This window comes from Terrisporobacter hibernicus, assembly GCF_020809405.1.
In the GTDB taxonomy this organism is placed as follows: domain Bacteria; phylum Bacillota; class Clostridia; order Peptostreptococcales; family Peptostreptococcaceae; genus Terrisporobacter; species Terrisporobacter petrolearius.
This window is the reverse complement of sequence record NZ_CP081135.1, coordinates 635,004-660,013: the sequence shown is the minus strand read 5'-3', so window position 1 is coordinate 660,013 and position 25,010 is coordinate 635,004. Positions and strand designations below refer to the sequence as shown.

General features: G+C 27.1%; 30 protein-coding genes. 25 read left to right on the top strand and 5 right to left on the bottom strand.

Features of this window, described 5'->3' with window-relative positions; genetic code table 11:
• Window positions 1-44: 44 nt before the first annotated feature.
• The 11 genes from JW646_RS03220 to JW646_RS03170 all read left to right on the top strand — a co-directional run bounded on the left by JW646_RS03220 (window position 45) and on the right by JW646_RS03170 (window position 9,531).
• The gene (locus JW646_RS03220) at window positions 45-1,136 is read left to right on the top strand and encodes an SH3 domain-containing protein (protein WP_074918436.1); all 1,092 of its coding nucleotides are present in this window, start codon (window positions 45-47) and stop codon (window positions 1,134-1,136) included.
• 166 nt (window positions 1,137-1,302) lie between these two features.
• On the top strand, window positions 1,303-1,740 hold the full coding sequence (locus JW646_RS03215; RefSeq protein WP_228416594.1) for a COG2426 family protein: 438 nt from the start codon (window positions 1,303-1,305) through the stop codon (window positions 1,738-1,740).
• A 98-nt stretch (window positions 1,741-1,838) separates the two neighbouring features.
• Window positions 1,839-3,170, top strand: coding sequence for an N-acetylmuramoyl-L-alanine amidase family protein (locus JW646_RS03210; RefSeq protein WP_074918434.1), 1,332 nt, complete (start codon window positions 1,839-1,841; stop codon window positions 3,168-3,170).
• Window positions 3,171-3,560: 390 nt separating this feature from the next.
• Entirely contained in the window at window positions 3,561-4,235 is a 675-nt protein-coding gene (locus JW646_RS03205) for a sugar transferase (RefSeq protein WP_139216771.1), read from the top strand.
• 168 nt (window positions 4,236-4,403) lie between these two features.
• Window positions 4,404-5,165 carry a glycosyltransferase family 2 protein gene (locus tag JW646_RS03200; protein WP_228416593.1) on the top strand — a complete coding sequence of 254 codons (762 nt, stop codon included), beginning with the start codon at window positions 4,404-4,406 and terminating at the stop codon, window positions 5,163-5,165.
• A gap of 130 nt (window positions 5,166-5,295) precedes the next feature.
• Window positions 5,296-6,291 (top strand): C40 family peptidase, encoded by a 996-nt coding sequence (locus JW646_RS03195; protein ID WP_228416592.1) that lies wholly within the window; start codon window positions 5,296-5,298, stop codon window positions 6,289-6,291.
• Between the two features lie 137 nt (window positions 6,292-6,428).
• Window positions 6,429-7,109, top strand: a complete 681-nt coding sequence (locus tag JW646_RS03190; RefSeq protein WP_228416591.1) for a hypothetical protein — start codon at window positions 6,429-6,431, stop codon at window positions 7,107-7,109.
• Window positions 7,110-7,123: 14 nt separating this feature from the next.
• Window positions 7,124-7,636: an amidase domain-containing protein gene (locus tag JW646_RS03185; RefSeq protein WP_148557901.1), complete on the top strand. Its 513-nt coding sequence runs from the start codon at window positions 7,124-7,126 to the stop codon at window positions 7,634-7,636.
• A gap of 94 nt (window positions 7,637-7,730) precedes the next feature.
• Entirely contained in the window at window positions 7,731-8,543 is an 813-nt protein-coding gene (locus tag JW646_RS03180) for an N-acetylmuramoyl-L-alanine amidase family protein (RefSeq protein WP_228416590.1), read from the top strand.
• Between the two features lie 16 nt (window positions 8,544-8,559).
• Window positions 8,560-9,018 carry a hypothetical protein gene (locus tag JW646_RS03175; protein WP_074918427.1) on the top strand — a complete coding sequence of 153 codons (459 nt, stop codon included), beginning with the start codon at window positions 8,560-8,562 and terminating at the stop codon, window positions 9,016-9,018.
• A 111-nt stretch (window positions 9,019-9,129) separates the two neighbouring features.
• Entirely contained in the window at window positions 9,130-9,531 is a 402-nt protein-coding gene (locus JW646_RS03170) for a hypothetical protein (RefSeq protein WP_228416589.1), read from the top strand.
• 67 nt (window positions 9,532-9,598) lie between these two features.
• Here JW646_RS03170 and JW646_RS03165 read toward each other — a convergent pair whose 3' ends face one another.
• Genes JW646_RS03165 through JW646_RS03155 form a run of 3 tightly spaced genes read right to left on the bottom strand, consistent with a single transcriptional unit; the run spans window position 9,599 to window position 10,668 of the window.
• Window positions 9,599-10,171 carry a manganese catalase family protein gene (locus tag JW646_RS03165; protein ID WP_148557899.1) on the bottom strand — a complete coding sequence of 191 codons (573 nt, stop codon included), beginning with the start codon at window positions 10,169-10,171 and terminating at the stop codon, window positions 9,599-9,601.
• A 24-nt stretch (window positions 10,172-10,195) separates the two neighbouring features.
• Complete coding sequence (locus JW646_RS03160) at window positions 10,196-10,462, bottom strand: spore coat protein CotJB (protein ID WP_148557898.1); 267 nt, start codon at window positions 10,460-10,462, stop codon at window positions 10,196-10,198.
• Window positions 10,462-10,668, bottom strand: a complete 207-nt coding sequence (locus JW646_RS03155; protein WP_148557897.1) for a spore coat associated protein CotJA — start codon at window positions 10,666-10,668, stop codon at window positions 10,462-10,464. Before JW646_RS03155 ends, JW646_RS03160 begins: the two co-directional genes overlap by 1 nt.
• A 153-nt stretch (window positions 10,669-10,821) precedes the next feature.
• Here JW646_RS03155 and JW646_RS03150 point away from each other — a divergent pair, with 153 nt between their 5' ends.
• The 12 genes from JW646_RS03150 (at window position 10,822) to JW646_RS03095 (ending at window position 21,145) form a co-directional block, all read left to right on the top strand.
• On the top strand, window positions 10,822-11,691 hold the full coding sequence (locus JW646_RS03150; RefSeq protein WP_074918419.1) for a tRNA 2-thiocytidine biosynthesis TtcA family protein: 870 nt from the start codon (window positions 10,822-10,824) through the stop codon (window positions 11,689-11,691).
• A 95-nt stretch (window positions 11,692-11,786) separates the two neighbouring features.
• Window positions 11,787-12,797, top strand: coding sequence for a 3'-5' exonuclease (locus tag JW646_RS03145; protein WP_074918417.1), 1,011 nt, complete (start codon window positions 11,787-11,789; stop codon window positions 12,795-12,797).
• Window positions 12,798-12,889: 92 nt separating this feature from the next.
• Window positions 12,890-13,588 carry an MORN repeat-containing protein gene (locus JW646_RS03140; protein ID WP_228416588.1) on the top strand — a complete coding sequence of 233 codons (699 nt, stop codon included), beginning with the start codon at window positions 12,890-12,892 and terminating at the stop codon, window positions 13,586-13,588.
• Between the two features lie 25 nt (window positions 13,589-13,613).
• A complete protein-coding gene (locus JW646_RS03135; protein ID WP_228416587.1) occupies window positions 13,614-14,543 on the top strand; it encodes a S8 family peptidase in 930 nt (309 codons plus the stop codon).
• Window positions 14,544-14,720: 177 nt separating this feature from the next.
• Entirely contained in the window at window positions 14,721-15,392 is a 672-nt protein-coding gene (gene ftsE / locus JW646_RS03130) for a cell division ATP-binding protein FtsE (RefSeq protein WP_139216770.1), read from the top strand.
• Entirely contained in the window at window positions 15,392-16,288 is an 897-nt protein-coding gene (ftsX, locus tag JW646_RS03125; RefSeq protein ID WP_148557893.1) for a permease-like cell division protein FtsX, read from the top strand. Before ftsE ends, ftsX begins: the two co-directional genes overlap by 1 nt.
• A gap of 18 nt (window positions 16,289-16,306) precedes the next feature.
• Window positions 16,307-17,419 (top strand): murein hydrolase activator EnvC family protein, encoded by a 1,113-nt coding sequence (locus tag JW646_RS03120; RefSeq protein WP_228416586.1) that lies wholly within the window; start codon window positions 16,307-16,309, stop codon window positions 17,417-17,419.
• A 25-nt stretch (window positions 17,420-17,444) separates the two neighbouring features.
• The gene (locus tag JW646_RS03115) at window positions 17,445-17,966 is read left to right on the top strand and encodes a 3'-5' exonuclease (RefSeq protein ID WP_148557891.1); all 522 of its coding nucleotides are present in this window, start codon (window positions 17,445-17,447) and stop codon (window positions 17,964-17,966) included.
• A 114-nt stretch (window positions 17,967-18,080) separates the two neighbouring features.
• A complete protein-coding gene (locus tag JW646_RS03110) occupies window positions 18,081-18,380 on the top strand; it encodes a hypothetical protein (RefSeq protein WP_074918405.1) in 300 nt (99 codons plus the stop codon).
• Window positions 18,371-19,390, top strand: coding sequence for a serine/threonine-protein kinase (locus JW646_RS03105; protein WP_148557890.1), 1,020 nt, complete (start codon window positions 18,371-18,373; stop codon window positions 19,388-19,390). Before JW646_RS03110 ends, JW646_RS03105 begins: the two co-directional genes overlap by 10 nt.
• A gap of 216 nt (window positions 19,391-19,606) precedes the next feature.
• The gene (locus JW646_RS03100) at window positions 19,607-20,083 is read left to right on the top strand and encodes a hypothetical protein (protein WP_228416584.1); all 477 of its coding nucleotides are present in this window, start codon (window positions 19,607-19,609) and stop codon (window positions 20,081-20,083) included.
• Between the two features lie 159 nt (window positions 20,084-20,242).
• Window positions 20,243-21,145 carry a transglycosylase domain-containing protein gene (locus JW646_RS03095; RefSeq protein WP_148557888.1) on the top strand — a complete coding sequence of 301 codons (903 nt, stop codon included), beginning with the start codon at window positions 20,243-20,245 and terminating at the stop codon, window positions 21,143-21,145.
• A 426-nt stretch (window positions 21,146-21,571) separates the two neighbouring features.
• On the opposite strand, the gene JW646_RS03090 is transcribed toward JW646_RS03095, so the two are convergent.
• Window positions 21,572-22,489, bottom strand: a complete 918-nt coding sequence (locus JW646_RS03090; RefSeq protein ID WP_228416582.1) for a CPBP family intramembrane glutamic endopeptidase — start codon at window positions 22,487-22,489, stop codon at window positions 21,572-21,574.
• 851 nt (window positions 22,490-23,340) lie between these two features.
• Between JW646_RS03090 and JW646_RS03085 the strand changes: the two genes are divergently transcribed.
• Window positions 23,341-23,757, top strand: coding sequence for a DUF3785 family protein (locus JW646_RS03085; RefSeq protein WP_148557886.1), 417 nt, complete (start codon window positions 23,341-23,343; stop codon window positions 23,755-23,757).
• Window positions 23,758-23,884: 127 nt separating this feature from the next.
• Complete coding sequence (locus JW646_RS03080) at window positions 23,885-24,571, top strand: YczE/YyaS/YitT family protein (protein WP_228416580.1); 687 nt, start codon at window positions 23,885-23,887, stop codon at window positions 24,569-24,571.
• A gap of 57 nt (window positions 24,572-24,628) precedes the next feature.
• On the opposite strand, the gene JW646_RS03075 is transcribed toward JW646_RS03080, so the two are convergent.
• Entirely contained in the window at window positions 24,629-24,949 is a 321-nt protein-coding gene (locus JW646_RS03075) for a DUF1540 domain-containing protein (RefSeq protein ID WP_074918394.1), read from the bottom strand.
• Window positions 24,950-25,010: the final 61 nt, after the last annotated feature.

The following is a 25,010-nucleotide window of genomic DNA, read 5'->3' as shown; positions in this document are numbered from 1 at the left end:
GTTTTAATATGGGGAAAGATTTTTGTAAATATGGGGGAAAACAAATGAAAAAAATTGAAAAAGTAATACTTGGTTCTTTAGTAATAGGAACAACGTTATCATCTAGTGTAATTTTTACACAGGCTGAGAAATTAGGGGAGACTCAGTACCATCTGACTGATAATTTAAATATGAGAAAGGGACCAGGAACAGACTACATATCTATAGGAACCTTAAAAAAAGGTACAATAGTAACACCTTTAGAGTATTCGCAGGATAAATTTTGGGTTAAAGTTAAATATAATAACCAGTGTGTATGGATATGCGCAAAATACATTAAAAAAGTTGAAAGTAGTAATGAAACTGATAAAAAACTTGGAGATTATAAAACAAAGGAAAAATTAAATCTAAGAAGAGGGCCATCTCTTGATAATATAATAATTTTAACCATACCCAAAGGTAATACTGTTAAAGTCAATGACTTTTCTAGTGATAATAATTGGGCTAAAGTTAACTATAACAATCAAACAGGTTGGGTGAGTACTACTTACATAGAAAAAATCACATCACAAGGTGACAGTTATGAAGATTACATAACTACTTCATCAGTGAATGTTAGAACAGGACCGTCAGCTAAATACAATAAAATAGGAGCATTGTCTAAAGATGTAGTAGTAAAACCATTAGGTTTTGACAAGTATGGTAATTGGATTAAATTTAATTATAATGGAAAAGAGAGTTGGGTTTGTAAATCTTATTTAAAAAAGGTAAGCAATAACAATATATTATATGCAGGTGAAAATGTAAATTTAAGAACAAGCTCAAGTGTTAATAGCACAAAGATATGCACAATACCAAAGAATGCTAAGGTAAATATCGTATCATATAATAGTGACAAAACATGGGCACAAGTAAAATATAATGATAAATTAGGATGGGTAAGTTCAAAATATTTAACATCAAAAGCCACACAAGATTATAAGCTGGGTAATACTACAACTAGATTAAATCTTAGAGCATTACCTAATTTAGATGGTAGGACATTAACTACTATGCCAACTGGGGCAAGTATTAAAATATATGAAGAAAAAAATGGGTGGTTAAAAGTAAGCTATAATAACATTATAGGTTACTGTGCAGCCGTATATGTAAAATAAATATTTGTTACAAAAAGCATCTTATATAATATAAGATGCTTTTTTATATGAGAAATTAATAGGATAAATTGAATAATATGCAAAATGTAATAAATTTAACTTATACTAAAGAATATAATGGTAAATTTAAGGGGGGTACTATGGTATTAGTTACAGGAGGTATAAATTGGAGTATTTAAGAATTATGATTTTATCAATGGTTCCTATTACAGAACTAAGAGGTGCCATACCTATAGGGATAGCACTAGGTTTAAATCCTATAGGGGTATATATTGCAAGTGTATTTGGTTCCACATTAATTGGTATACCTCTTGTGTTAGCGTATAGGCATATTGTGAGATTTTTAAGAGACAAGAAAATATTTGTTTTCCTATTAAATAAGATAGATAATAAAATAAAAGATAGTATGAAAAAGATGAAGGCAGTCTCCATAATAGGGATTATCTTATTTGTAGGAGTGCCTTTACCTACTACGGGAACATGGACAGCAGCAGCTATAGCATCTATCTTGAGAATGAGGTTTAAAGAAGCACTATGTGGGATATTAATAGGAAACGCACTATCTGGATTAATTGTAAGTCTTTTGTCTTATCATATAATTTAAAAAAGCGTGTAATAAAATTGTCATCATTTATGGGACCAAAATATGTTAGAATATTATTGTATAATATTTTACCTTATCATAGGCAAGGGGGGAAAAGTATGAAAAAAAGGTTTAAATCATTTTGTACAATATTATTGGCAACTGTTATGATATTAGCGTCGAGTGTTCCTGTAGCAAATGCAGCAACTCATCAGTTAATTATAGTCAATTCAAAAAATAATACTTTGAATTTCTATGAAAATTATACTTTAGTAAGAAAATTTAAATGTGCAACAGGAAAGTCAAGTACGCCAACACCACAGCGTAAAACAACTATAGTTAATAAAATTAAAAACAGACCATATTATAAAGGTAATATTCCTGGAGGAGATCCAAGAAATCCTTTAGGAAAAAGATGGATGGGATTAAATATGTATGGGCGTGGAACTACATATGGGATTCATGGAAATAATAAAGAAAGCTCTATTGGCAAAAATGTAAGTGGTGGATGCATTAGAATGCATAACAAGGATGTAGAGTGGTTATACAATAAAATCAGAGTTGGTGCTACAGTAATAATAAAAAGCACATCTAAAGATGATGCGTGGATAGCTAATCAATATGGTATAAAGCTTAGAAATATGTGGAATACAAATAGTGGTTACAAGTATTATCGTAAGTCAAATGGTAAATATGCAACTGGTTGGTATACTATTGACAGTAAAAGATACTACTTTGATAGTAAGGGAAGAATGCAAACTGGTTTAAAGACAATATCTGGTAAAAAATATTATTTAGGAAAAGATGGAGCAATACAAACAGGATGGAAAACAATATCTGGTAAAAAATATTATTTTGTAAAATCAGGAAATGCTAAGGGCCAGGCAGTTAAAGATAAGAGATATATCGATAAATCTTACTATTACTTTGACAAGAACTATGTAATGGTTGCAAATAAAAAGATTAAAATAGGAAATAGCTACTATTACTTTGGTAAAGATGGAAAAATGAAAACAGGATGGCAAACAGTATCTGGTAAAAAGTACTACTTTAAAAAATCAGGAGATACGAAGGGGCAAGCCCTTAAAGGTAAGAAAAGTCTAGATGGAACTTATTACTACTTTGATGATAATTGTGCAATGGTAATTGACAAAAATGTTAAAATAGGAAATGATTATTACCGTTTTGGAAGCAATGGAAAGATGATAAAGAATCAAGAAAAGGATTCTTATTATTTTGGTAGTGATGGAAAAGCTTATAAATCTTGTGAAAAACAAATAGATGGTTATATTTATACTTTTGATAAAACAGGAAAAATAATTAATAAAACTAAAATAGAAGAAAATTCAAGTACATCAAAAAAAGTTTATGATTCTAAAAATATGGATGAATCACGTCCTAAAGATACAAAAGAAAATAATGAAGATTCTTCTTTAAAAGAGGCTATGTAAACATAAAAGGTCTCCTCATTGATTAACAATGGGGAGGCTTTTTATTTATGACAAAAAAGTAAGAAAAACTTAATGATATATACTTTGCATTTATATACCAAATAAGTTATAATTTTCTAATATAAAAATAAAGTACAATGGGGGAACCATAAAAGAAAAATTTTAAATTTTTACTGTAAGGGAAGTGCTATTTGCCTTTACTGTTTTTTAAAATTAATTAACTTATGTTTAAAATTAACTTAACATCAATATGAATTTAATATGAAAAACATTGAAAACAAATTAAAGGTGTTGATATAAATAAATTTATAAACTATAATGTTAATAGAATGTTAAATGGCATAATATGGTAACTACAATTATGTTTGTGCACAGGGGGGTATAAGCACAATGATGGGTCAATATGTTGAGAAATTTGAAAATGATGTTTGTAATTTTAGTAGTGAAATATCAGCAAGCATAGATTACTCTATAGTAAATGACTCTTTCTTATTTAAAATATATCATAGAATACTCGACATAATTATTTCAATAATTGGACTGGTAATTTCTATACCTATGATAATAGTTTTTGGCTTTTTAATTAAAAAAGAAGATGGTGGCCCTATATTTTATAAACAGGATAGACTGGGAAAAGATGGGAAAATAATCTTTATATATAAATTAAGATCCATGAGGATTAACTCAGAAACCAATGGAGCAATATGGGCAGAAAAAAATGATCCAAGAATTACGAAGGTTGGAAAATTCATACGAAAGACAAGAATCGATGAGATACCACAATTTTTAAATATTTTAAAAGGAGAAATGAGTGTAATTGGTCCTAGACCAGAGAGACCTACTTTAACTATGGAATTTAATGACGAAATACCAGGGTTTATTAATAGACTGGTAGTTAAACCTGGTCTCACAGGATATGCTCAAGTACATGGAGGATATGAAATATCTCCAGAAGATAAAATAAAAGAAGATTTATATTACATCAAAAATAGAAGTGTTTTTTTAGATTTATCTATATTATTTAAAACCGTCAAGGTGATTTTTACTGGTGAAGGTGCTAGATAAATAAAAAAATTATTATTCATTATAACTTTTCTTGAAAAATTTTCGTAAAATATATATAATAAAATAATAAAAATATAACAAAAGTAAAACATGACGAAAAAATAGGGAGAGATTGATAATAATCTCTCCCTATTTTTATATATTAAATTAAGAGGGGGGAAAATCTATATGGAAAATAAATTAGTATCTATAATTACTCCTGTATATAATGGTGAAAAATATATTGAAGAATGTATAAAAAGTGTCCTAAATCAAAGTTATAAAAATATAGAGATGATAATTATTGATGATGGATCTACTGACAATAGTGAAAATATAATAAAAAAATATACTAAAAGCTTTCCATTTATAAAATATATAAAATGTAACGAAAATAATGGAATATGGGCAGCTCGAAATATAGGTATAGAAAAAGCAAAAGGTAGATTTATTTCATTTTTAGATGCAGATGATATATATAAAGAGAATAAAATTAAAAATCAAATAAATTTTATGTTAAAAAACAATTATTCATTTACATATACAGCTTATGACTTAATAAATGAAAATAGTACAAGTTTAAATAAAGTTATTAAAGCAAAAGAATATGAAGATTATGATAGACTTTTAAAAGGAAATGACATAGGATGTTTGACAGTTATGATAGATAGACTAAAAATTAATACTCCTATAAAATTTGAAAATTATCACCACGAGGACTATGTCTTATGGTTAAAAATATTAAAAAATAATGTAGTTGCCTATGGAATAGATGAGATTTTGTCTTCTTATAGAAAATCTAATTCATCTGTAAGTCATAATAAAATAAAAGCAGCCCTATGGACTTGGAATATATATATTAATGTTGAAAAGTTACCCTTAAATAAAGCTATCTATTATTTTTTTAAATACACATTGAATGGTTTTAGAAAAAATAGTTACAAAAAGTAAACTACAAATATCTACTTATTTTATAGTAAATATTTGTTAGAAAAAAATTATTTTTGTAAAATAGTGGTAATTAGAATTTAAACTATGTTATAATAGTTACAAATAAGTTACAAGGGGGGATGTGTGGAGTATGATTTTTAATAAAAATAAGAAGGCAATATCAAAAGTGATGGCAATGGGGATACTTGGTACAAGTATGGTGCCTGTAGTTGCTTTAAATGAAAATGTGGAAGCAAAAGAAGTTAGATCCACAAGTCAACAAGAGAAAACAACTAAAGTTGTGGAGGTAACATGTTCAGCTCTTAATATTAGAAAAGGTCCAAGTAAGGATTATTCTATAGCTGGTACAGTGACTAAAGGAACTAAGCTTAAATATATTTCTACAAGCAGTAATGGTTGGTATAAAGTTGAATATAAAGGTAGTACTAGATATATAAGCAATAATTACTCAAGATTAAAGTCTACATCAGCAACATCAAATGAAAATAAGGATACTATAAAAAAAGTAGGAAAAATAACATGTTCTGCTCTTAATGTTAGAAAAGGTCCTGGAACAAATTATGGTGTCAAAAAGACAATAAAAAAAGGTAGTGTTGTAGGAGTAATAAAATCATATAGCAATGGATGGTCTAAGGTAAAAATATCTAACTCTTCAACAGGATATGTATGTTCTGATCATATGAAAACATATTCAGGAGATTCTGGTGATATTAAAGTAACATATACTAAACCTCCTACATCATCAACAACTAACAAAAAGATTGATAAAGTAGTATCTACAGTAAAAGCACAAGTAGGTAAGCCTTATATATATGGAGCAGCAGGGCCAAACTCTTTTGATTGTTCTGGACTTACATACTACTCTTATAAAAAGGCAGGAGTTTATCTTAACAGAAGTTCTAGAGATCAAGCATCAAATGGAAAATATGTTAGTAAGAGCAATCTAAAACCAGGAGATTTAATATTCTTTAACAGTGGTACAAATAGCATACGTCATGTAGGTATGTATGTAGGAAACAATAAATTTGTTCACTCACCAAGTCCAGGAAAAACAGTAAGATATGAAAGTTTATCAACTTCATATTATGTTAAAGGATATGTAACAGCAAGAAGAATAATTGATTAATTGATATAAGTAGCTATAATGAAAATTTTATTTTCGTTATAGCTTTTTTTATTGTTATTATGTTGAATATTAAATAATAAAAATAAAGTCATTTTCATATTATTAAATATAAAAGTATAAAGGGGAGGGCAGCGATTATGGTTGTAATTGCAAAAGAACTTCTACAATATGAGAAAGATTATATTAAATACTATATAAACTTTCCCAAAATATATTATAAACAGGATAATGACAAAGATTATATAAAAAATGAAATGATAGAAAGTGTAAATCAAATTATATTTGAAGACATAATGACTTTTATGGATGTGGTAGAGGATACCTATAATGTAAATAGTGAAGAGTATACTCATATTAATAGTATTACAGAATTTCAAGTTGGATATTTGTCAAATGACATAATAAGTTTGGCTATTGAATTTTCACAACTAGCAGGATTTTATGATATAAGTTATTTGAAAGGTTATAATTTTGATTTTAAATTAAAAAATAATATTAGCTTAAAACATTTATTTAAGGAAAATGTGGACTATATAAAAATACTTAAAAAATATATATTAATTCAAGCTAAAATACTAATTTCAGAATTGCAAAAATATAATGAAGACAATTTATATAAAATAGTTGAAGAGAATATTTGCTTAGATGAAGAAAATATATTTTATTTTACTCAAGAGTATTTAATATTACCGTTTTCTTCTTGTGAAATAGATAAAGAAATTTTAAATTTAATTGAATTTAAAATACCTTTTAATAAAATTTACAATTACCTTAGTGATTATGCTATAAAAAATATTGTAAAAAAAATAGTGCTTTAGTATGGGGTGAAATTATGTTTTATGAATATGATAGGAGAGGTGCTACTCAATATGCCAGGGGATGGGCACTTAGCAGAAATCCTAAATTTCAAGATTATGAAGAGTGGGGAGGAAATTGTACTAATTATATTTCTCAATGTGTAAATGCAGGTGGCATTCCAATGGACCCTTATGGTGACAATGTTATGAAAGAGTGGTATTGGTATAGTGATAAGAAGAGAACACCTAGTTGGACGGCAGCTCAACCATTTTTTGAGTATTTTACTAGAAATAACAATGATAATACAAATAATTTTGGAGCATATGCAGCAGAATCTAACTATGAAGAAATGGAGCTAGGTGATATTGTCCAATTAATAAAAGATGGTAAAGCATATCATACAATGATAATCACGGGAATATTATTTGCTGGAGATGAAGTTTATGATTACTTAATAAGCCAAAATACTTATGACTTATTAGACTATCCTTTAAGTTTGAAGGTTGGAGAAAGGCGATATTTAAAAATATTTGGATATTATATGTGATTTGTAAAGTTGAAAAGAATCATTCTTGGTGTTAAAATAAATTTATCAGAATTATTTTCATTATATGGGATAATATGCTAAGAAGGGTGAAATTATGGCAAGACAAAACAAAAAAGCAAAACATGGAAAAAAAAGAACTAGAATAAATAAAAGAAAGTTGATTATTGTAACTGTAGGGCTATTAATAGTAGCATTTGGTTTATTTAAAATTTTTCAAACTGTATTTTCTGGGATATCTGTAGCAAAGGAAAATGTAGGATCCCTTATTACAGCAGTATTTGGAGTTGGTGAAGATACTAGCAAAGTAAACAAAGAAAAACAATTTGATTTAGAAGAGGAAGGTATTACAGAAAAGAAGAAATATGTAGTATATATTGATGTAGGTCATGGTGGTACAGACGTAGGATATAAAACAAGTAATGGGGTTTTAGAAAAAGATTTAGATTTACAAATAAGTAAATTAGTATCATCTAGGCTATCTTCTCAAGGGGATCTTAGTGTGGTTGTGTCACGAAATACAGATACTACTTTATCTAATAGTGAAAGAGTAGAAGATGCAAATAAACAAAATGCTGATCTCTTTGTGTCCATTCACATGACTGGTAATCAAGATAATAAAGCAGAAGGTGTTCAAACATTTTATAGAGTAGGAGCAGATGATGCTTCAGATGAACTTGCAACACTGATACAAAAGTCTGTATCAGCATATGTGAACTTGAAAGATAGAGGAGTTACACCTTTTACATTTGACGTATTACAAGGCAACAATATGCCAGCAATATTAATACAATGTGGTTTTTTAAGTAATCCTAAAGAAGAAAAAAAATTAACAAATCCTGAGTTCCAAAAAGATTTGGCAGAAGGGATATATCAAGGAATTTTATCTTTTTTAGATACTCAAGGATAAAACAGGAGGAGAAATAATGGAAAATCTACAAGTAAAGAAAGTTTTACTAGAGGAAGCCTTAAGGAAAAAATCTATGGGAAATATGTTTACTATTGTAGAAAAAGAAAACCTAGTTTTATTTAGATCTTTTCAAGAAATTTATGCTAATAATTGTTTGACAGCAATAATATTAAGTGAATCTGCTTATACAATGATTAATATTTTCTTTGGAAAATTAGTACTAGAAGATAAAAGAAATGAAGTATTAAACTTAATCAATAGTTTGAATACTACTTATACAGCAAATAAATTTGTACTTAGTAAAAGCAATGAACTTATTCTTCAAGTACCATATATATCATTAGCAGATGATTTTAATGGAGAATTGGTAATTGATTTGTTGAGAGAGTTGTTAATAATATTAGTAAAAAAAGAATATATTAAGTTTAAAGACATACTTGGAGATAGTATGATAATGGACTTTGTAAATAATTAATTAAAAATCCTTAAGCATTTGCTTAAGGATTTTTTAGTTAGGCAATATGTATAAAACATTGTACATGATGGTAATAATCTTTAATAAGAAATTTTAAAGAAAGGATTTATTATGTGTAAGATAACTGATTTTTATCAATATAAATACTGTAGAGGAAATTACTTTATCAATGTATTTATTAATAAAGAGTCAGCAAAAGGAATTAAGTCATTATTAATAGAAAAACTAAAGGAAAGAAATTTAAATAAAGAATATAGATGTGTTTATACTATTTTGTTGGACAAAATTAATAAAAATATTAAAGAAAGTGTTTATGTAAAACTTAGAGTAAATAAATGCTATTTACAATATTTAAAGGACTTATATTATGATTATTATGATAGAAAAGAAAGTTTATATGTTAAAGAAGTAATATGTCATTTACAGTATTTTATTGAAGAGGATGGAGAAAATATTTTTAAATTTTATGATTTGATGGAAAATACTAAAATAAGTGCTTTATCAAAAATGTAGACAATTATTTAAGGTTGCAGGTGAAAAAAATTACTTGCAACCTCTTTTAAATATATATTATTAAATATTAAAATATTTTTTTACAATCGTTGTATTCATAGACATCCATCAAAGCTTCTCCAAATCTTTGATAATGAGTAATTTCTCTTTGTGCTAAGAATCTAAGAGTGTCTTTAATGTCAACATCATCAGTTAAGTTTATTAACTGATAGTAAGTAGCAAGAGCTTTTTGCTCAGCCGCCATATCTTCGTGTAAATCTGTAACAGGGTCACTTAGAACAGCTATTGTAGAAGCGCTAAAAGGAACGCCGTTAGAATCAGCAGGAAAAATGCCATGCCCATTTTGAGCATAATTGCTACCTAGACCATATTTTTTCATTTCTTCTGGAGTAGCCCCGTCAGTTAACTGGTAAACCATAGTAGATATCATTTCTACATGGGCAAGTTCTTCAGTACCTATATCAGTTAATAATCCTATTGTTTTTCCAGTAGGCATAGTATATCGTTGTTGTAAATATCTAAGTGCAGCACCTAATTCTCCGTTAGGTCCCCCAAGCTGCGTATAAATATATTTAGCCATTTGCAAATCCTGATTCTGTAGATTTACTGGAAATTGTAATGCCTTTTCATATATCCACATAAATTAAATCCCCCTATAATATTTTTATTCGTAATATTCTCTTTGCCATGGCCAAGGTTCATCTATCCACTGGAAAGGACAAGAACTACTACTATGACCAAAGTTCATCAAAGGTCCATATTTTTTTTCATATGCTTTTACTGCTTGTTCAAACTGTTGTCCTAGTGAGTTATATAAACAGATAGCATTTTTATCTGTAGGATTAGTATCTAAATATAAATTTAAATCTAAACATGCAAAACAAAGCTCTTGGACTTTGAGTATTTGTTCAGCTCTACTCATGCTTGTCATTATCTTCTGCCTCCTCTTTTTTTAGGTGATGAATATAATGCAGGGTTATACATTTCAGAATTAAATAAGTTTAACTCTGGAAAAATTGTACCGTACTTAAGTGCGCATTCAAGATTATATATTTTTGTGAGCACTTGATCATTTACATATGGTCTGGCTAAACAGTTACCACAGTTTTGTGAAACTCCTCTTGACGTATTATCCATATTGTCAAAACCTCCTTGTTGAATTAGATATTTCTATCTTAGTTTTATACTATTCCAATTATTCGAAATCGTGAGTACTTGCTTGTATAAAACATATGAAATATGATAAAATTAATTTTATGCATAGATATGTAGAGAATATGAGGTGAAAAGATGAGTGAATTAGCAGGAAATGGCTGTCAAATAATAGTACCTTTTGACGAGCGTAAACCTTTAAAAGAAATTGAAAAAAGTATATTAAAAAAATATAGAAAATACACTTGGTCTAAATTTATAAAAGCAATTAAAGATTATAAATTAGTTGAAGAAGGAGATAAAGTAGCTGTAGCAATATCTGGGGGAAAAGATAGTTTACTTATGGCAAAAATGTTTCAAGAATTAAAAAGACACGGACAAGTAAACTTTGAATTGGAATTTATAGCAATGGATCCAGGGTATCATAAAGATATAAGACAATTACTAATTGATAACTGTGAGTACCTAGAAATACCAATAAAATTATTTGATGCAAATATATTTGAAGTTGCAGATGAGATAGCAAGTGATTACCCTTGTTATATGTGTGCGAGAATGAGAAGAGGGGCATTATATAATAAAGCTGAAGAACTAGGATGTAATAAGCTAGCTTTAGGTCATCATTTTGACGATGTTATAGAAACTACAATGCTTAACTTATTATGTGCTGGAAACTTTAAAACAATGCTTCCAAAGCTTAATTCAACAAACTTCGATGGAATACAAATAATAAGACCTCTTTACTATATTAGGGAAGAAAGTATTATAAAATTCATTCAAAATAGTGGAATATGGCCACTAAATTGTGCATGTATGGTTGCAGCTAAAAAAACAGGCAATAAAAGATATGAAATTAAAGACTTAATTAAATCCTTAGGTGATAATTTCCAAGAAGTTGAAAAATCCATATTTAGATCGGCTCAAAATGTATATTTAGATTCAGTTTTAGGCTGGGAGCAAGATGGAAAAAGACATTCTTTCTTAGATAAATTTGAAGATGAAGAATAAAATATAAAATAACCGTTGAAATAATAATTCAACGGTTTTTCTTTATATTAATTATGATAAAATATAATTATAGCTATAAAGAGAGGGGAATTATTTTGAAGAAAATTTACATGGATTTTGAAATGAATATGCCAAGTTCCAAAAGTAAGAGGGAGGGGTTTAAAGCAGAAATCATAGCAATAGGTGCAATTAAATATGATACTAAAAGTGGAAAAATAGATAAGTTTAAATCTTTAATCAAACCTGTAACTAATCAAGAAGTGTTTCCTCATATTGAGGAACTTACTCATATTACAACTAAAGATTTGGAAACTGCTCCAACTTATGAAAATGTTATGAGGAATTTTAAATCATGGCTTGGTATATATTCAGATATTGAAGGAATTTATACCTTTGGAAATTTAGATTTAACTTGTTTTAACTATACAGATAGATTAAGCTCTCAAAAAAATAATCATCCGAGATTTTTAAACAATATAAAAAATTTATTTGTGGATATTAAAGATAAGTATATAAATTATGGTATGAAGTGTATGAATTATGTATCTTTAAAAAATCTTTTAGAATATGCAAATGTAAAGTTTTGTGGAGATGCACATGATCCACTGTATGATGCATATAATTTATATATTTTAGACAAAGTCTTAGAAGAAAATGATAAAATAAGAAATTTATTAATAATACACGATTTTTTAAAACCACCCTTCACGGCTTTAAATGAAGATTTGGAAAATAGATTTGAAGAATACAGACAGTACTTATATAATCAAAATGGGGAATTTGATATTTACTGTATATCTTTAGAAATTATTAAAACTATTAAACTATATTTATTATCCATAAAAGAAATAAATGTTCACGAGATAGATATTATTCGAGATGTAAGTAAAAAACTAGAATCCTTGGATAAATTAAAGGATATAAAAGAAGGTTATTTTTATGTTTTAGATAATTTGTATCTAGATATGAAAGAATTATTAGACGATGCTCTTTTGTATAAATTGAATCAACAAGAATATGAGGAAGAAATTGATAATATAATTGATTTATTTAATGAAGATTTAGAAGTAGAAAATATAACTGAAGTAGCAACAGATATAACGTAAAATGATTTCAAAAGAAATCATTTTTTTTGTTTTAAATAATAAGTATGATAAATATAAATAAGAAAGAGGATTATGTAAGAGGAGGAGGTTGTATGTTTATAACTACAGTTATAAAAATGTCTACTTTAATAAAAATAATATTTTTTATTGTTATTGCAGTGGTAATAGTTAGATATATAAAAAATATTAAAACATCCGTAGTGGGGAGCAAAAAAACTATTAATTACTTATTAAGAAGAAACACAAAATCATTCCTTAAAAATAGGTACAATATGTTTAATATACATAGTAGGAATGAAGATGCAAAGGTGTACAACATAAATAGTGATGAGGATGTAATAAGATATGCTAATGGAGATATTTATAAAGGTCAAATTAAAAATGGTATAAGAGAAGGTCTTGGAACTTGCTACTTTGCCAATAAGGATCTTTATGAAGGAATGTGGAAAAACGACAAAATGGAATGTGTAGGTAAATATGTATTCGCAGATAAATCCTTTTATAGTGGTGATTTTAAAAATGGATGTAAGGAAGGTATTGGAGTTTATACTTGTGAAGACTACAAATATATTGGCCAGTATTATGCAGATAGAAAGGGAAGAGTAGGAACGTTCCATCTACCAGAAAATTCATATTTGAAAGTTATTATTGAAAATGGGACTATTGTCGAAGGCACATATATAAGAGAAGGGCAGGAAGAGGAATATATTTATAATATTGATTTAAGTAATGAAAAAGAAGTTATTAAGAATATTAGATCTTATTTTGTAAAGGATGTTTCTAATATATAATTTAATAATATTGGAGTGAAATATTATGAAAAACCAAAATGATGATTATAAAGTAAAACTTATTCCTTTTATAATGAATAGAGGAGTAAAAAATACAGGAAAAACACCTTATGGAGTAACCATGATACAAGCAAAAAATATGTGGAGTGAATCTAGTAGAGGGGAAGGGATAAATATTGCAGTAATAGACTCAGGTTGCGATATTGACCATGAAAGCTTAAAAGAGAATTTTGCATTTGTTAGAAATTTTACAGATGAAGATAAGAAAAATCCAAATATAGTAATTGATAGGGTTGGTCATGGTACTCATGTGGCAGGAATTATAGCTGCAAATGGAAATAATAATACAGTAGTTGGAGTAGCTCCATGGGCTAATTTGTACATTTTAAAAGCTATTGATAAAACTGGAAGTGGAAAAGTAAGTTGGGTTATTAATGCGATAAATTATGCTGTGGAGAAAAAAGTTGATATTATATCTATGTCACTTGGTATGCCAAACAATGACCCAAAGCTTGAAAAATCAATAAAACACGCCGTTAATAATAATATATTAGTGGTATGTGCTGCTGGTAATGAAGGTGACGGAAATTCAGGTGATTTTGAATACTCATATCCTGCATCTTATGTAGATGTAATATCAGTGGGTGCAGTAGATAAAAAAGGAGTTCCAGCTAGTTTTTCAAATGCTAATTTGGTAGTAGATTTGGTAGCTCCAGGGGTGGATGTAGTATCTACTTATCCTAATAATCAATTTGCAAGTTTAAGCGGAACAAGTATGGCAGCTCCACATGTCAGTGGAAGTTTAGCATTACTCAAAAATTGGTCTCATGAAGAATTTCAAAGAGATTTAACTCAAGAAGAGATTTATGCACAGCTTATAAAGTATACAAAAAATTTAGGATATCCTAGAACAGTGCAAGGTAATGGATTGATTTATTTAAAAGATAAAAAATAAATAGTTTTTTCTAGCTTGGAACTTAATTATAATAAGTTTCAAGCTATTTTTTTTACAAAAAATATAAAATTTCATTTTTTATCTCAAAATTTTACAAAAAAATGATATAATGAATTAGAAAGTAACAAAATTGTAACTTATTAGATGCTTAAAATTAAAATATATGGAGTTGAGACAATGATTAAATTTACAAAAGTTGAGAAGCAATACTCTGACGGAAATAAATGTCTAAAAGATATAAATCTTACAATAGATAAAGGAGAATTTGTTTTTTTAGTAGGACATTCAGGGGCAGGGAAATCAAGCCTTCTAAAAATAATAACTAGAGAAGAAAAAGTTACAGATGGGACGATTATAGTTAATAAGGAAAACATAACTAATATAAAAAACTCAATGCTACACAAATACAGAAGAAATATAGGAATAGTTTTTCAAGATTACAGATTAATTAAAGAAAAAACTGTATATGAAAATGTTGAATTAGCCCTTAGAGTAGTAGGAGAAAATCCTAAAAATATAAAAGCCAAGGTTATGGATGTTTTAGAAAGAGTGGGTATAGCACATAAATATAAAAAATATCCAGATGAATTATCAGGTGGTGAGTGTCAAAGAGTTGGTATAGCCAGGGCACTAGTAAATAAGCCATCTATTATAATTGCCGATGAATGTACCGGAAATCTAGATATGGACAATTCTATTTCAATAATGAAGCTATTACAAGATATAAATAAAGTAGGCATAACAGTAATCATGGCTACTCATAATTTGGAGTTAGTAAGAGAATTTCCTAGGAGAATTGTTAAAATTGAAAATGGCAAAATAATTTATGACACAAAGAGGTGTGAATAATGAAGATAATATCAAAAATAACATATAGCTTGAAACAAGGATTAAAAGGTGTATTTAGTAATAAAACTATGAGTTTGATTTCTGTAGTTTCAGTTACATCAGTTCTAGCTATACTTGGAATAGTGTTATGTATAGTATTAAACATTAACTCATTTATGGAACAAACACAAAATGAAGTAAATGAGATAAGAGTAGCATTAGATCCAAAACTAAGTGAAGATAACACGTTAAAAGTAAAAGCAGAATTAGAAAAAATAAATGGAGTTGAAAGCGTCAAATATCAAACGAAGGATGAAGCTTTTGATGATATGAAAGAAAGCTTTGGAGACGACAAAGAGTTGTTAGAGGGAGTGAAAAATCCTTTGGATGACTATTTTATAGTAACTATTGCTGATTCTCAGGAAATAGAAACTTTAGCTAAAAATATGGAAAAAATAAAAGGTGTTATAGAAGTTCAATATTATAAAGAAATAATGGAAAACTTTATAACAGCATCTAATACAGTAAAACAATTTGGAGGAATTGTAATAGGATTCCTATTAATAGTTTGCTTAGTATTAATATCTAATACAATAAAAGCTAGAGTGTATAGCAAAAAAGAAGAAATACAAGTTATAAAATACATAGGTGGTAGTAATAGATTTGTTATAGCTCCATTTATAGTAGAAGGATGTATAATAGGCTTATTTGGTTCTTTAATATCCCTTGGGATATGCACAGGAATGTATAAGTATGTAGTTGAAAATATGCAAATATCTCTAAATTCAATTGTTGGGGATATGATGTTACCTCTTTCAAGTGTATCATACTTATTAGTCTTAGTATTATTTGTTACAGGAATAATGGTAGGGATATTAGGAAGTGGATTATCTGTAAAAAAATATTTAAAAGTATAAAACAATTTGGGGGAAAATATGAAGAAAATAATATCAACAGCTTTAATTTGCTCAATGTTATTTTCAGCTAGTAGCATGGTATATGTTAGCGCTGAAAATACAGAAAGTAAGCTAAAGTCTAATCAAGAAAAGCAAGAGGAATTAGATGTAAAGATAAAAAATTTAAATGAAAAGAAAGAAAAAGTTGAAGAAAAGATTAATCAAGCAAACAAAAAAATAGAAACAATAAACAATGAATCAGAAAAATTAAAAGAAGACATTAAGAAATTAGAAAAAGATATAACTTCAAATGAAGAAAGCTTAGGAGGCAGATTAAAAGTTATAAATAGTAACTATACATTAGGATATTTAAAGGTTATACTAAGTAGTAATTCTATTTCTGACTTTTTAAATAATGTTTATATAGTGCAAGAAGTTGTAGAACAAGATAAACAAATGTTAAAAGATTTAGAATCTGATAAGAGTGAAATAGAAGAAAAGAAAACAATATTAGATAAAAATAAAGAAGAAGCTAAAGTAATTAAAGATGAGTTAGTGAAAGATAAAAAAAGCTTAGAGGAAGATAAAGCAGAGCTAAAAAAATTAAAGAGCCAATTAGTTAATGAAGAGGAAGCGTTAGAAGAAAAGCTACAAAAAATAGCAGCAGAAAATGCAGCAACTTCTAGTGAATCAAATTCTAATAAATCAGATTCTAACAAATCAGATTCTAACAAATCGGATTCTGGTAATTCAAATGCTGTAATATCAAATGGATCATGGCCAGTACCTGGACATAGTACAATATCTTCACCTTTTGGATATAGAATACACCCTGTGTTGGGAGTAAGTAAATTACATACAGGAATAGATATACCAGCGCCTACAGGAACTCCAGCAGTTGCAGTTGCTAGTGGAACTGTAATTTATTCAGGTGTTCAAGGAAGTTATGGAAATACAGTAATGATAAGACATGATAATGGATTAGTATCACTTTATGCTCATAATAGCTCTTTAGTAGTTAAAGTGGGGGATAAGGTTAAAAAAGGACAAGTTGTTACTAAAATAGGATCAACAGGAAGATCAACAGGGCCACATTTACATTTTGAAATTAGAGTAAATGGAACTCCTCAAAACCCATTAAATTACTTATAATATTTTTGGATAAGGAGTAGTATTTATGAAAGAATATGTGGTAGTAGATTTAGAAACTACAGGACTAGACCCATATAGCGGTTGTGAAATAATAGAAATAGGTATAACAGAAATAAAAAATAATAAGATAGTAAGAAATTATTCAAGATTAGTAAAACCGGATACAATTATACCTTCTTTTATAACAGAAATAACTGGTATAACAAATGAGATGGTAGAAAATGAAGAAAGCATAGAAACTGTTTTACCAAGATTTAGAAAATTCTTGAGTGATAGAGTTATGATAGCGCATAACGCTAAATTTGATTTGAAGTTTCTAAATTATTATTTACAAAAATACAATTTAGAACCAATAGATAATCATATATGTACCCTAGAAATGCTTAAAAAATGTAAATCATATAAAGGGAAAAATAAAAAACTGGAAACTGCATGTAATTATTATAATATCATCAATGAAAATGCACATAGAGCTGATAGTGATACTAAGGCTACAGCAGAATTATTCTTAATAATAAAAGATGAAGTATTTCCACAAAACATGTAATTAAGACTAAGAGCTATAGATAAACCTATGGCTCTTTTTTATATTGTAAATTTTGTGTTCAATAAAAGTATAGATTCATAGTATATATTAGTAGGAATAATAGGGGGATTAGATATGAATCACATTTATGTAAATATTTATACAGATAAAGTTAAGTTTTACATAGTTTACTATGATCAAAGTGAGAGAAGACAGATTAAAAATGATGAGATTATATTGCCTATTTCTTTTAGTATGGGCGATAAATTATACTATATAAAAAAAATAATAAGCACCATAATAAAACAGTATAATATAGAATCATACTGTTTGGAAGTGGATAGTGATATAGGTGTGGACATAGTAGAAGCAGTTAAAATGGAAGGAGTTCTAGAAGAATTATTCTCGAGTAAAGGAGTAATGCTATGGAAATAAGTCCAAAACTAAATTTAAAAATAGTACAAAAGATTAATTCAGAAGGAGTAAATTCAGCTTTATATATAGTTGAAGATAGGCAGCTTAATTGTGAGATGATATTAAAGCAAATAGATAAAAAAAAATTAAAAGAGTATGATAAATATTTTGAAGAATCAAAAAAGATATCTTCATTGAATCATCCTAATATAATAAAAATTAACTATGCAACTTATGATGATGAGTACATTTATATAACCATGCCTTATTATAAAAAAGGATCATTAAATCACATATTGGATTATAGAAGTTTAACAGTAAGGGAAATTATAAAATACTCTTTAGACTTTCTTTCAGCTCTTTACTATGTACATGATAATAATATAATTCATTGTGATATAAAACCAAATAATATTCTCATAGATGATAATAATCAAGCCATACTTGGTGATTTTGGTTCTGCCATAAGACTTGATATTCATGGGTGTGGTAAGTTAAAAAATGTTTATTATAAGCACATAGCACCAGAACAGTGTTTTACATCAACTGTTGATAGTAGTATTGATATTTATCAAGTTGGAACTACCTTATATAGGATGTGCAATGGAAATGAGGAATATAATAATCAACTTAAAAGATATAAAAATTTAAATGATTTAAAAATTGCTATATCAAAGGGAAAATTTCCTGTAAGAAAAAAATATTTGCCGCATATACCTAAATCTTTAATTGAAGTTATAGAAAAATGTTTGCAAGTAAAAAGAGAAGAACGATATGAAAATATATTAGATATTTTAAATGATTTATCAAAAATTAAAGAAAATCTTGATTGGAGATACGATAAAAGGAGCAAGGACTACTTTACATGGATAAAAGATGATAAATACATTATATTAAAGCGAGAGGATAAGATATGGTTTATAGAATCAAATATTATAAAAGGAACTAGTAATATGGAAGTAGAAAGCAAGGCGCAAGGATATCGAATAATAAGAAAAATTATAAAAGAAAATGAAAAAACCCTACTTTAATCCGTTCAAGTAGGGTTTTTCATTAAAATATATTATAAAAAGGGGTTTATTAGGGAATATATTTTGTTTGGGGAGTAATCAGTTATTGGGGAAATAACTGTATATTTATAATAACAAAATTCGACAAAATATGCAAGTGTTTTTAAAAAAATATATTTTAGTTAAGAAATATATTTGAAAATATTGGTTAAAATACTTTTAATAAGGAGGAGTATAATGAAAAAAGAACTAATAATTTATATATTAATGCTAATAGGAGTATTTACGTTTAATAATGTATCCTATTCTATTAATAAAATTAATCCATCTCAAAGTTCAATATATGTAAATAATATTAATGACAAAGATATTAAAATAGAAATCACAAATGTGGAAACAATAAATAGTGCAATTAGTTTAGACGAAATTTATGACTCGTATTCTATTATTACTATGGATATAACTAATACTGGACTAGATGATGTAGAATTATCTAATATAAATTACTCTGTTTATCAAGATAATAAAAAGCTACAAACATTTATACAAAGCCAAAATAAATACCTAGGATTTGTAGGAACATTAGGAAGTGGAGAACAAAAAAAAGTGACAATAGGAGTAGTATTAGAGAAAAAAAATAAACCACTAAAGGTGGTTTTTGAAAATTTAAGCGATTGTAGTAAACAAAAGATTATAAAAATAATAAATATTTAACATATTAATAAAAATAATAAATAATAGTTTGAATATTGATTTTTTTCAACATATTAATCATTTATACCTTACAATTGACATAGTGTAATATTACAATTTTGTACTTTGATTTATTTTAATTTACAATGTATAATTAATTTAACAAGTAAGGAGGTATATATGAGCTATTACGATAGTAGTGATAATAAAATAAGACGAAAAAAAATTAGTTCTAATAATTCAAATAAAAGTAATCAAAATGCAGTTAGTACTAAAAATAAACAAGAAATCAATAGAGTTAATAGAAAAGAAATAGATGAAAATTTTGAATTAGAGAAAGAATTATTCTATAAAAAAAGAGATAAAAAAAGACGTAAAAGAAATAGTCTTATAAAAAAATGTTTAACTGTTTTGTTAATACTAACATTTATAGGAAGTATATTTGCCTCTGTATTAGTAGCTGTATCACTAAAGGGAACTCCCGATGTTACTAAAGATTTAATTTATAATAGTTATGTATCTAAAAATGTGGTTCCAGTTAATGAAATTCCAGACAACTTAAAACACGCTATTGTTTCAACGGAAGACAAGAGATTCTATAAACATAAAGGTGTTGACTTTAGGTCCCTAACTAGATCTGTTGTTAATAATGTTTTATCAGATTCAACACAAGGTGGAAGTACGATTGATATGCAAGTGTCTAAAAACTTACTGACTAGTGAAGAAAGGACTATGAAGCGTAAAATTAGAGATATGTATAATGCCATGCAAATGAATAAAATAATGACAAAGGATGAAATTTTGTCTACTTATTTAAATAATATATATTTTGGAAAAGCAAGTTATGGTGTGGCAGATGCGGCAAAAGTTTATTTTGGGAAAGACGTTAGAGATTTAAATTTAAGTGAATGTGCTATGTTAGCAGGAATTACAAATAATCCAGCAAAATACATGCAACATGATGAGGCAAAAAGAAGGCAAAAAGTTGTGCTAAAACATATGTATGAGCAAGGTTATATAAGTGAAGATGAATATAAGGACGCACTTAATGACCCAACACCTTTTAAATCTGAAATTGCTTAGATAATTAAAATGTCAATAAGTAAAACTTATTGGCATTTTTTAGACTATGCTCTTGATATTAAAAAATAAGGATATAAAAAATGTTAAGAATTGATAATAAGAGTATGTAAAAATGACAGAATTCAATTAGTAAAATTAGATTATTCGAAAATTATAATAGATTTCTAAGCTCTTTTATATTATTTTTAATTTACCAGTATATCTAGTACCTACGGCTAATAGTGTAGAAACTAACATACACAGATCTTAGGTTAATTGTTGAGTTGATATCTATACATACCCTGAATGTGGTCATTTAGTTGGAGATTATATTAAAAATAGAAGTATAATATGTAAATAATGTATAAAATAGAATTAAGGATGAGGTATTTTGATAAATATCACATCCTTAATTGCATTTATACAACCTATTTTTTATTTAAAGCTTTACTCATATTTTGAAAAATATCCTTTTTTCTGTAGTAACACTAATACTAATATAAAAATTAATATTACAACACTACATACAAGACCTGCTTCTGGTCCAAACTCTCCACCTGTAATGCTTTTATTTCCTACTAAGCTTAAATCTATTAACGTTCCTGCACTACTTTCATTACCACTAACTGCAAATCCAAATACGTTTCCTTGAGCAAAGTTCCATGCACTATGCATACCACAAACTATCCATAAATTATTAGTATATATAACACATAATCCAAAGAAAATACCAATCAATACAATATTTAATAAAGCTATATAGTTTACATTAGGATTCATTAAATGTATTCCTCCAAATAATAAGGCTGATGCTATTAGTCCTACTGTAATGTTATACTTAGCACCTAATACATTCATTAACCATCCTCTTGTTATAACTTCTTCACTTGCACCTTGAAGCATCCAGACCATAAATACAAATGGAATATTTGTTAAGGCAGCCATACCTACAGGATGTAAACTATTTGTTTGTACTGTTATATCACCTAACATAAATAATATCAGTACTACTGTACTCATTAATCCTAAGCCTATTAAAATGCCTGTTATATATTTTATAACCCAATTTTCCCTGTAAAATCCAAGAGACATTATTTTTCTTTTTTCTATAAATTTAACCCATAAAAATACAGATGATAACAAAAACACACATATAATTCCTACCTGAAGTACACCTATTAATTCTTTATGTTGAGCAAAAAATCCATTTACCACCAATAAATTTATAATAAAACTACCAATTTTTGCACCTACCAACCCACCTATTTGAATAAATATATATGCCATTATCATAGCAATTATAATGTTTAATAGTACTCTACTTTTTTTAGCTTCTTCTGTAAGTCTTGTTTGTTTTATAAGCATAAAAATCTTTCCTCCTTATTAAATGATATTTTTAAAAATTATTATTTTTGTGGATATTTAAAATATTACCTTATTAAAGATTCATTTATTGCTTTTGATTATAATAATAATGTATTTTAAAGTATGGTTTTTCATTATAGACTGTAATTTATATTTTTTATTATTTTAACCAATTGTTCTAATTAAATGCAAATAGACATACTCACTCTACATTTCTTTACCATATTAATTGTATCTTCATCATATTTTTACTATAATTTTAATATAGAAGTTTGTAATTTTGTGTTTATAATGATAAAATGAATAAATCACATTAGATATAATCATAATTAAATAGCTTGATATTAAAAAATAAGGATAAAAAATGTTAAGAATTAATTATAAAAGGACAGAATTCAAGTAGTAAAATTAAATTATTCAAAGAATTAGAATAAATTTTTAATATCTTTTAATTTACACAATTTAACTTATGGGTACGTTTAGTACCTACGACTAATAGTTCAGAAACTAATATTAACAGATTCGCTATTGTATTTTTGATTAATTGATTGTAATTTCAGTACTACAAAACTTTTAAAAAGTGCGTGCCTAGAGTACCCTTTCTGACCATATATCGAAGGTATGTACTCATCTATATTTGATAGGCTAAGAACCTTAAAAATTGCACGAAAAAATTTTGATAATTTATCTTTCAATTTAATATCTACTTAGTTTTAATATTTTGAAAGTATAATATTCACAATGAAGTTTTGATAGGAGTGATAATGATTTTATGGCTTTTCAAAGGCTTGAAATAAAACGGCTATGAGTTATTCTTATGCCACAGTATATTAAATAAAAGAGGTGACTAAATGTTTAAATTTAACTATGATGAAAAAGAATATATATTAGATGATGAAAATTTTGATGAATTAATCAACGATGATGACAAACCTGTTAAAGATATTGATAAGGATCTAATCATAGAATTGCTAAGAAATTCTCCAGAAGAAATAATATTTGATGAAGAGTTTTATATAGAAGCATGTCCAAAGTGTTTAAAAGGAATAAAAGAAAAAGAAAAATTTTTCCCTTTTTTAGAATATCATTTTTATATTTACACTAAGGAAGGAAAATATGTTATAAGCACTATAGACAAAGATTATAAAGGCAAATCATTTAACAAACTATCAAGATCAAATATTGTAGATGATAGTTATATAGTGAGCATAATAATATGTAAACATTGTAATGATTATATAATACAAGTAGAAAATTGTGAAGTGTAATAAAGTATATATTAAAGACATATCTTTTGATATGTCTTTTTTACTAAGTGAATTTTTATATTTAAAATTAGATACTATTTTTTGTATTTATTTGTTATGATTAATTTGAGAGGGAGGGAATAATATTATGAACAAAATAATTAAAGTTACAGCTAGGTTATTATTAGGATTTATAATATATGGTCTAGCTATAGTAGTAATGATACATGCAAATATTGGGCTAAGTCCTTGGGATGTATTACATCAAGGAATTTCTTTAAAAACTGGTCTTACTATGGGGCAAATATCCATAGGAGTAGGAGTTATAATTATAATAATTGATGCATTTATGGGTGAAGGAATTGGATTTGCCACATTAGGAAATGTATTTCTTATAGGAATTTTTTTAGATATATTTGAAGGTCTTAATATAGTACCTTATGCAAATAATTTATTTATTGGTATTCTTATGATGCTAATAGGAATAGTTTTAGCTGCCATAGCAACTGTACTTTACTTAAAACCCGCTCTTGGTAGTGGACCTAGAGATGGTTTAATGCTAGCTATAAATAAACGATCATCAAAATCTGTAGGAACGATAAGAACTATTATAGAATTAACAGTCTTAATAGTAGGTTGGCTTTTAGGAGGTAGTGTGGGAATTGGGACAATAATAAGTGGATTTGGATTGGGCTATGCCATACAAATTGCTTTTAAAATAAGTCATATTGATTCTAAATCACTAACTCACCAAAGTGTTATTGAAAGTATAAAATCTTTAAAAAATAGAAATTCCATTCAAGTTGAAACTTGTATGGAAGCTGATGAAGAATAAAAAGAGAAGCTACAGTTAGGTAGCTTCTTTTTATTTTAAAAATTTTATATTAAATATTTAATTTTCAACAAATGTATCACAGCTAGCATTACCGCTGTTTATTTTAATTTTTTTTGCTGTGCAATACTTATTATCGTTGTAGGAACATTTTATTGCATCGCATTTTATATTTTGTATAGTAGTAGGATCTAACTTATTCTTATTTTCACCGTAGATAGAACTAGTAAACTGTTGATAGTCCTTTTCTTTAAAAGTAGAACAGTAAGTGTCATCAATATCATCTGCAAGAAAACCATCAATGCTTATTCTTCCAGCATAACAATGATTATCATTGTTATGTATACATCTAGTTGCATCACATCTTAAACTAGTATTCAATTTTAGACCTCCTTAACAAACTATATTAAAGATAATATATGTAAGTTGTATTATTTTATAC

Excerpts from the sequence above, each read along its gene's own strand:
- JW646_RS03150 (WP_074918419.1), top strand. The coding sequence starts at position 10,822 with ATGAGTGAATTAGCAGGAAATGGCTGTCAAATAATAGTACCTTTTGAC.
- JW646_RS03165 (WP_148557899.1), bottom strand. The coding sequence starts at position 10,171 with ATGTGGATATATGAAAAGGCATTACAATTTCCAGTAAATCTACAGAAT.
- JW646_RS03210 (WP_074918434.1), top strand. The coding sequence starts at position 1,839 with ATGAAAAAAAGGTTTAAATCATTTTGTACAATATTATTGGCAACTGTT.
- JW646_RS03115 (WP_148557891.1), top strand. The coding sequence starts at position 17,445 with ATGAAAGAATATGTGGTAGTAGATTTAGAAACTACAGGACTAGACCCA.
- JW646_RS03170 (WP_228416589.1), top strand. The coding sequence starts at position 9,130 with ATGTGTAAGATAACTGATTTTTATCAATATAAATACTGTAGAGGAAAT.
- JW646_RS03180 (WP_228416590.1), top strand. The coding sequence starts at position 7,731 with ATGGCAAGACAAAACAAAAAAGCAAAACATGGAAAAAAAAGAACTAGA.
- JW646_RS03155 (WP_148557897.1), bottom strand. The coding sequence starts at position 10,668 with ATGGATAATACGTCAAGAGGAGTTTCACAAAACTGTGGTAACTGTTTA.
- ftsX (WP_148557893.1), top strand. The coding sequence starts at position 15,392 with ATGAAGATAATATCAAAAATAACATATAGCTTGAAACAAGGATTAAAA.
- ftsE (WP_139216770.1), top strand. The coding sequence starts at position 14,721 with ATGATTAAATTTACAAAAGTTGAGAAGCAATACTCTGACGGAAATAAA.
- JW646_RS03090 (WP_228416582.1), bottom strand. The coding sequence starts at position 22,489 with ATGCTTATAAAACAAACAAGACTTACAGAAGAAGCTAAAAAAAGTAGA.
- JW646_RS03175 (WP_074918427.1), top strand. The coding sequence starts at position 8,560 with ATGGAAAATCTACAAGTAAAGAAAGTTTTACTAGAGGAAGCCTTAAGG.
- JW646_RS03205 (WP_139216771.1), top strand. The coding sequence starts at position 3,561 with ATGATGGGTCAATATGTTGAGAAATTTGAAAATGATGTTTGTAATTTT.
- JW646_RS03195 (WP_228416592.1), top strand. The coding sequence starts at position 5,296 with ATGATTTTTAATAAAAATAAGAAGGCAATATCAAAAGTGATGGCAATG.
- JW646_RS03185 (WP_148557901.1), top strand. The coding sequence starts at position 7,124 with ATGTTTTATGAATATGATAGGAGAGGTGCTACTCAATATGCCAGGGGA.
- JW646_RS03095 (WP_148557888.1), top strand. The coding sequence starts at position 20,243 with ATGAGCTATTACGATAGTAGTGATAATAAAATAAGACGAAAAAAAATT.
- JW646_RS03200 (WP_228416593.1), top strand. The coding sequence starts at position 4,404 with ATGGAAAATAAATTAGTATCTATAATTACTCCTGTATATAATGGTGAA.
- JW646_RS03190 (WP_228416591.1), top strand. The coding sequence starts at position 6,429 with ATGGTTGTAATTGCAAAAGAACTTCTACAATATGAGAAAGATTATATT.
- JW646_RS03120 (WP_228416586.1), top strand. The coding sequence starts at position 16,307 with ATGAAGAAAATAATATCAACAGCTTTAATTTGCTCAATGTTATTTTCA.
- JW646_RS03100 (WP_228416584.1), top strand. The coding sequence starts at position 19,607 with ATGAAAAAAGAACTAATAATTTATATATTAATGCTAATAGGAGTATTT.
- JW646_RS03110 (WP_074918405.1), top strand. The coding sequence starts at position 18,081 with ATGAATCACATTTATGTAAATATTTATACAGATAAAGTTAAGTTTTAC.
- JW646_RS03140 (WP_228416588.1), top strand. The coding sequence starts at position 12,890 with ATGTTTATAACTACAGTTATAAAAATGTCTACTTTAATAAAAATAATA.
- JW646_RS03085 (WP_148557886.1), top strand. The coding sequence starts at position 23,341 with ATGTTTAAATTTAACTATGATGAAAAAGAATATATATTAGATGATGAA.
- JW646_RS03135 (WP_228416587.1), top strand. The coding sequence starts at position 13,614 with ATGAAAAACCAAAATGATGATTATAAAGTAAAACTTATTCCTTTTATA.
- JW646_RS03160 (WP_148557898.1), bottom strand. The coding sequence starts at position 10,462 with ATGACAAGCATGAGTAGAGCTGAACAAATACTCAAAGTCCAAGAGCTT.
- JW646_RS03220 (WP_074918436.1), top strand. The coding sequence starts at position 45 with ATGAAAAAAATTGAAAAAGTAATACTTGGTTCTTTAGTAATAGGAACA.
- JW646_RS03105 (WP_148557890.1), top strand. The coding sequence starts at position 18,371 with ATGGAAATAAGTCCAAAACTAAATTTAAAAATAGTACAAAAGATTAAT.
- JW646_RS03080 (WP_228416580.1), top strand. The coding sequence starts at position 23,885 with ATGAACAAAATAATTAAAGTTACAGCTAGGTTATTATTAGGATTTATA.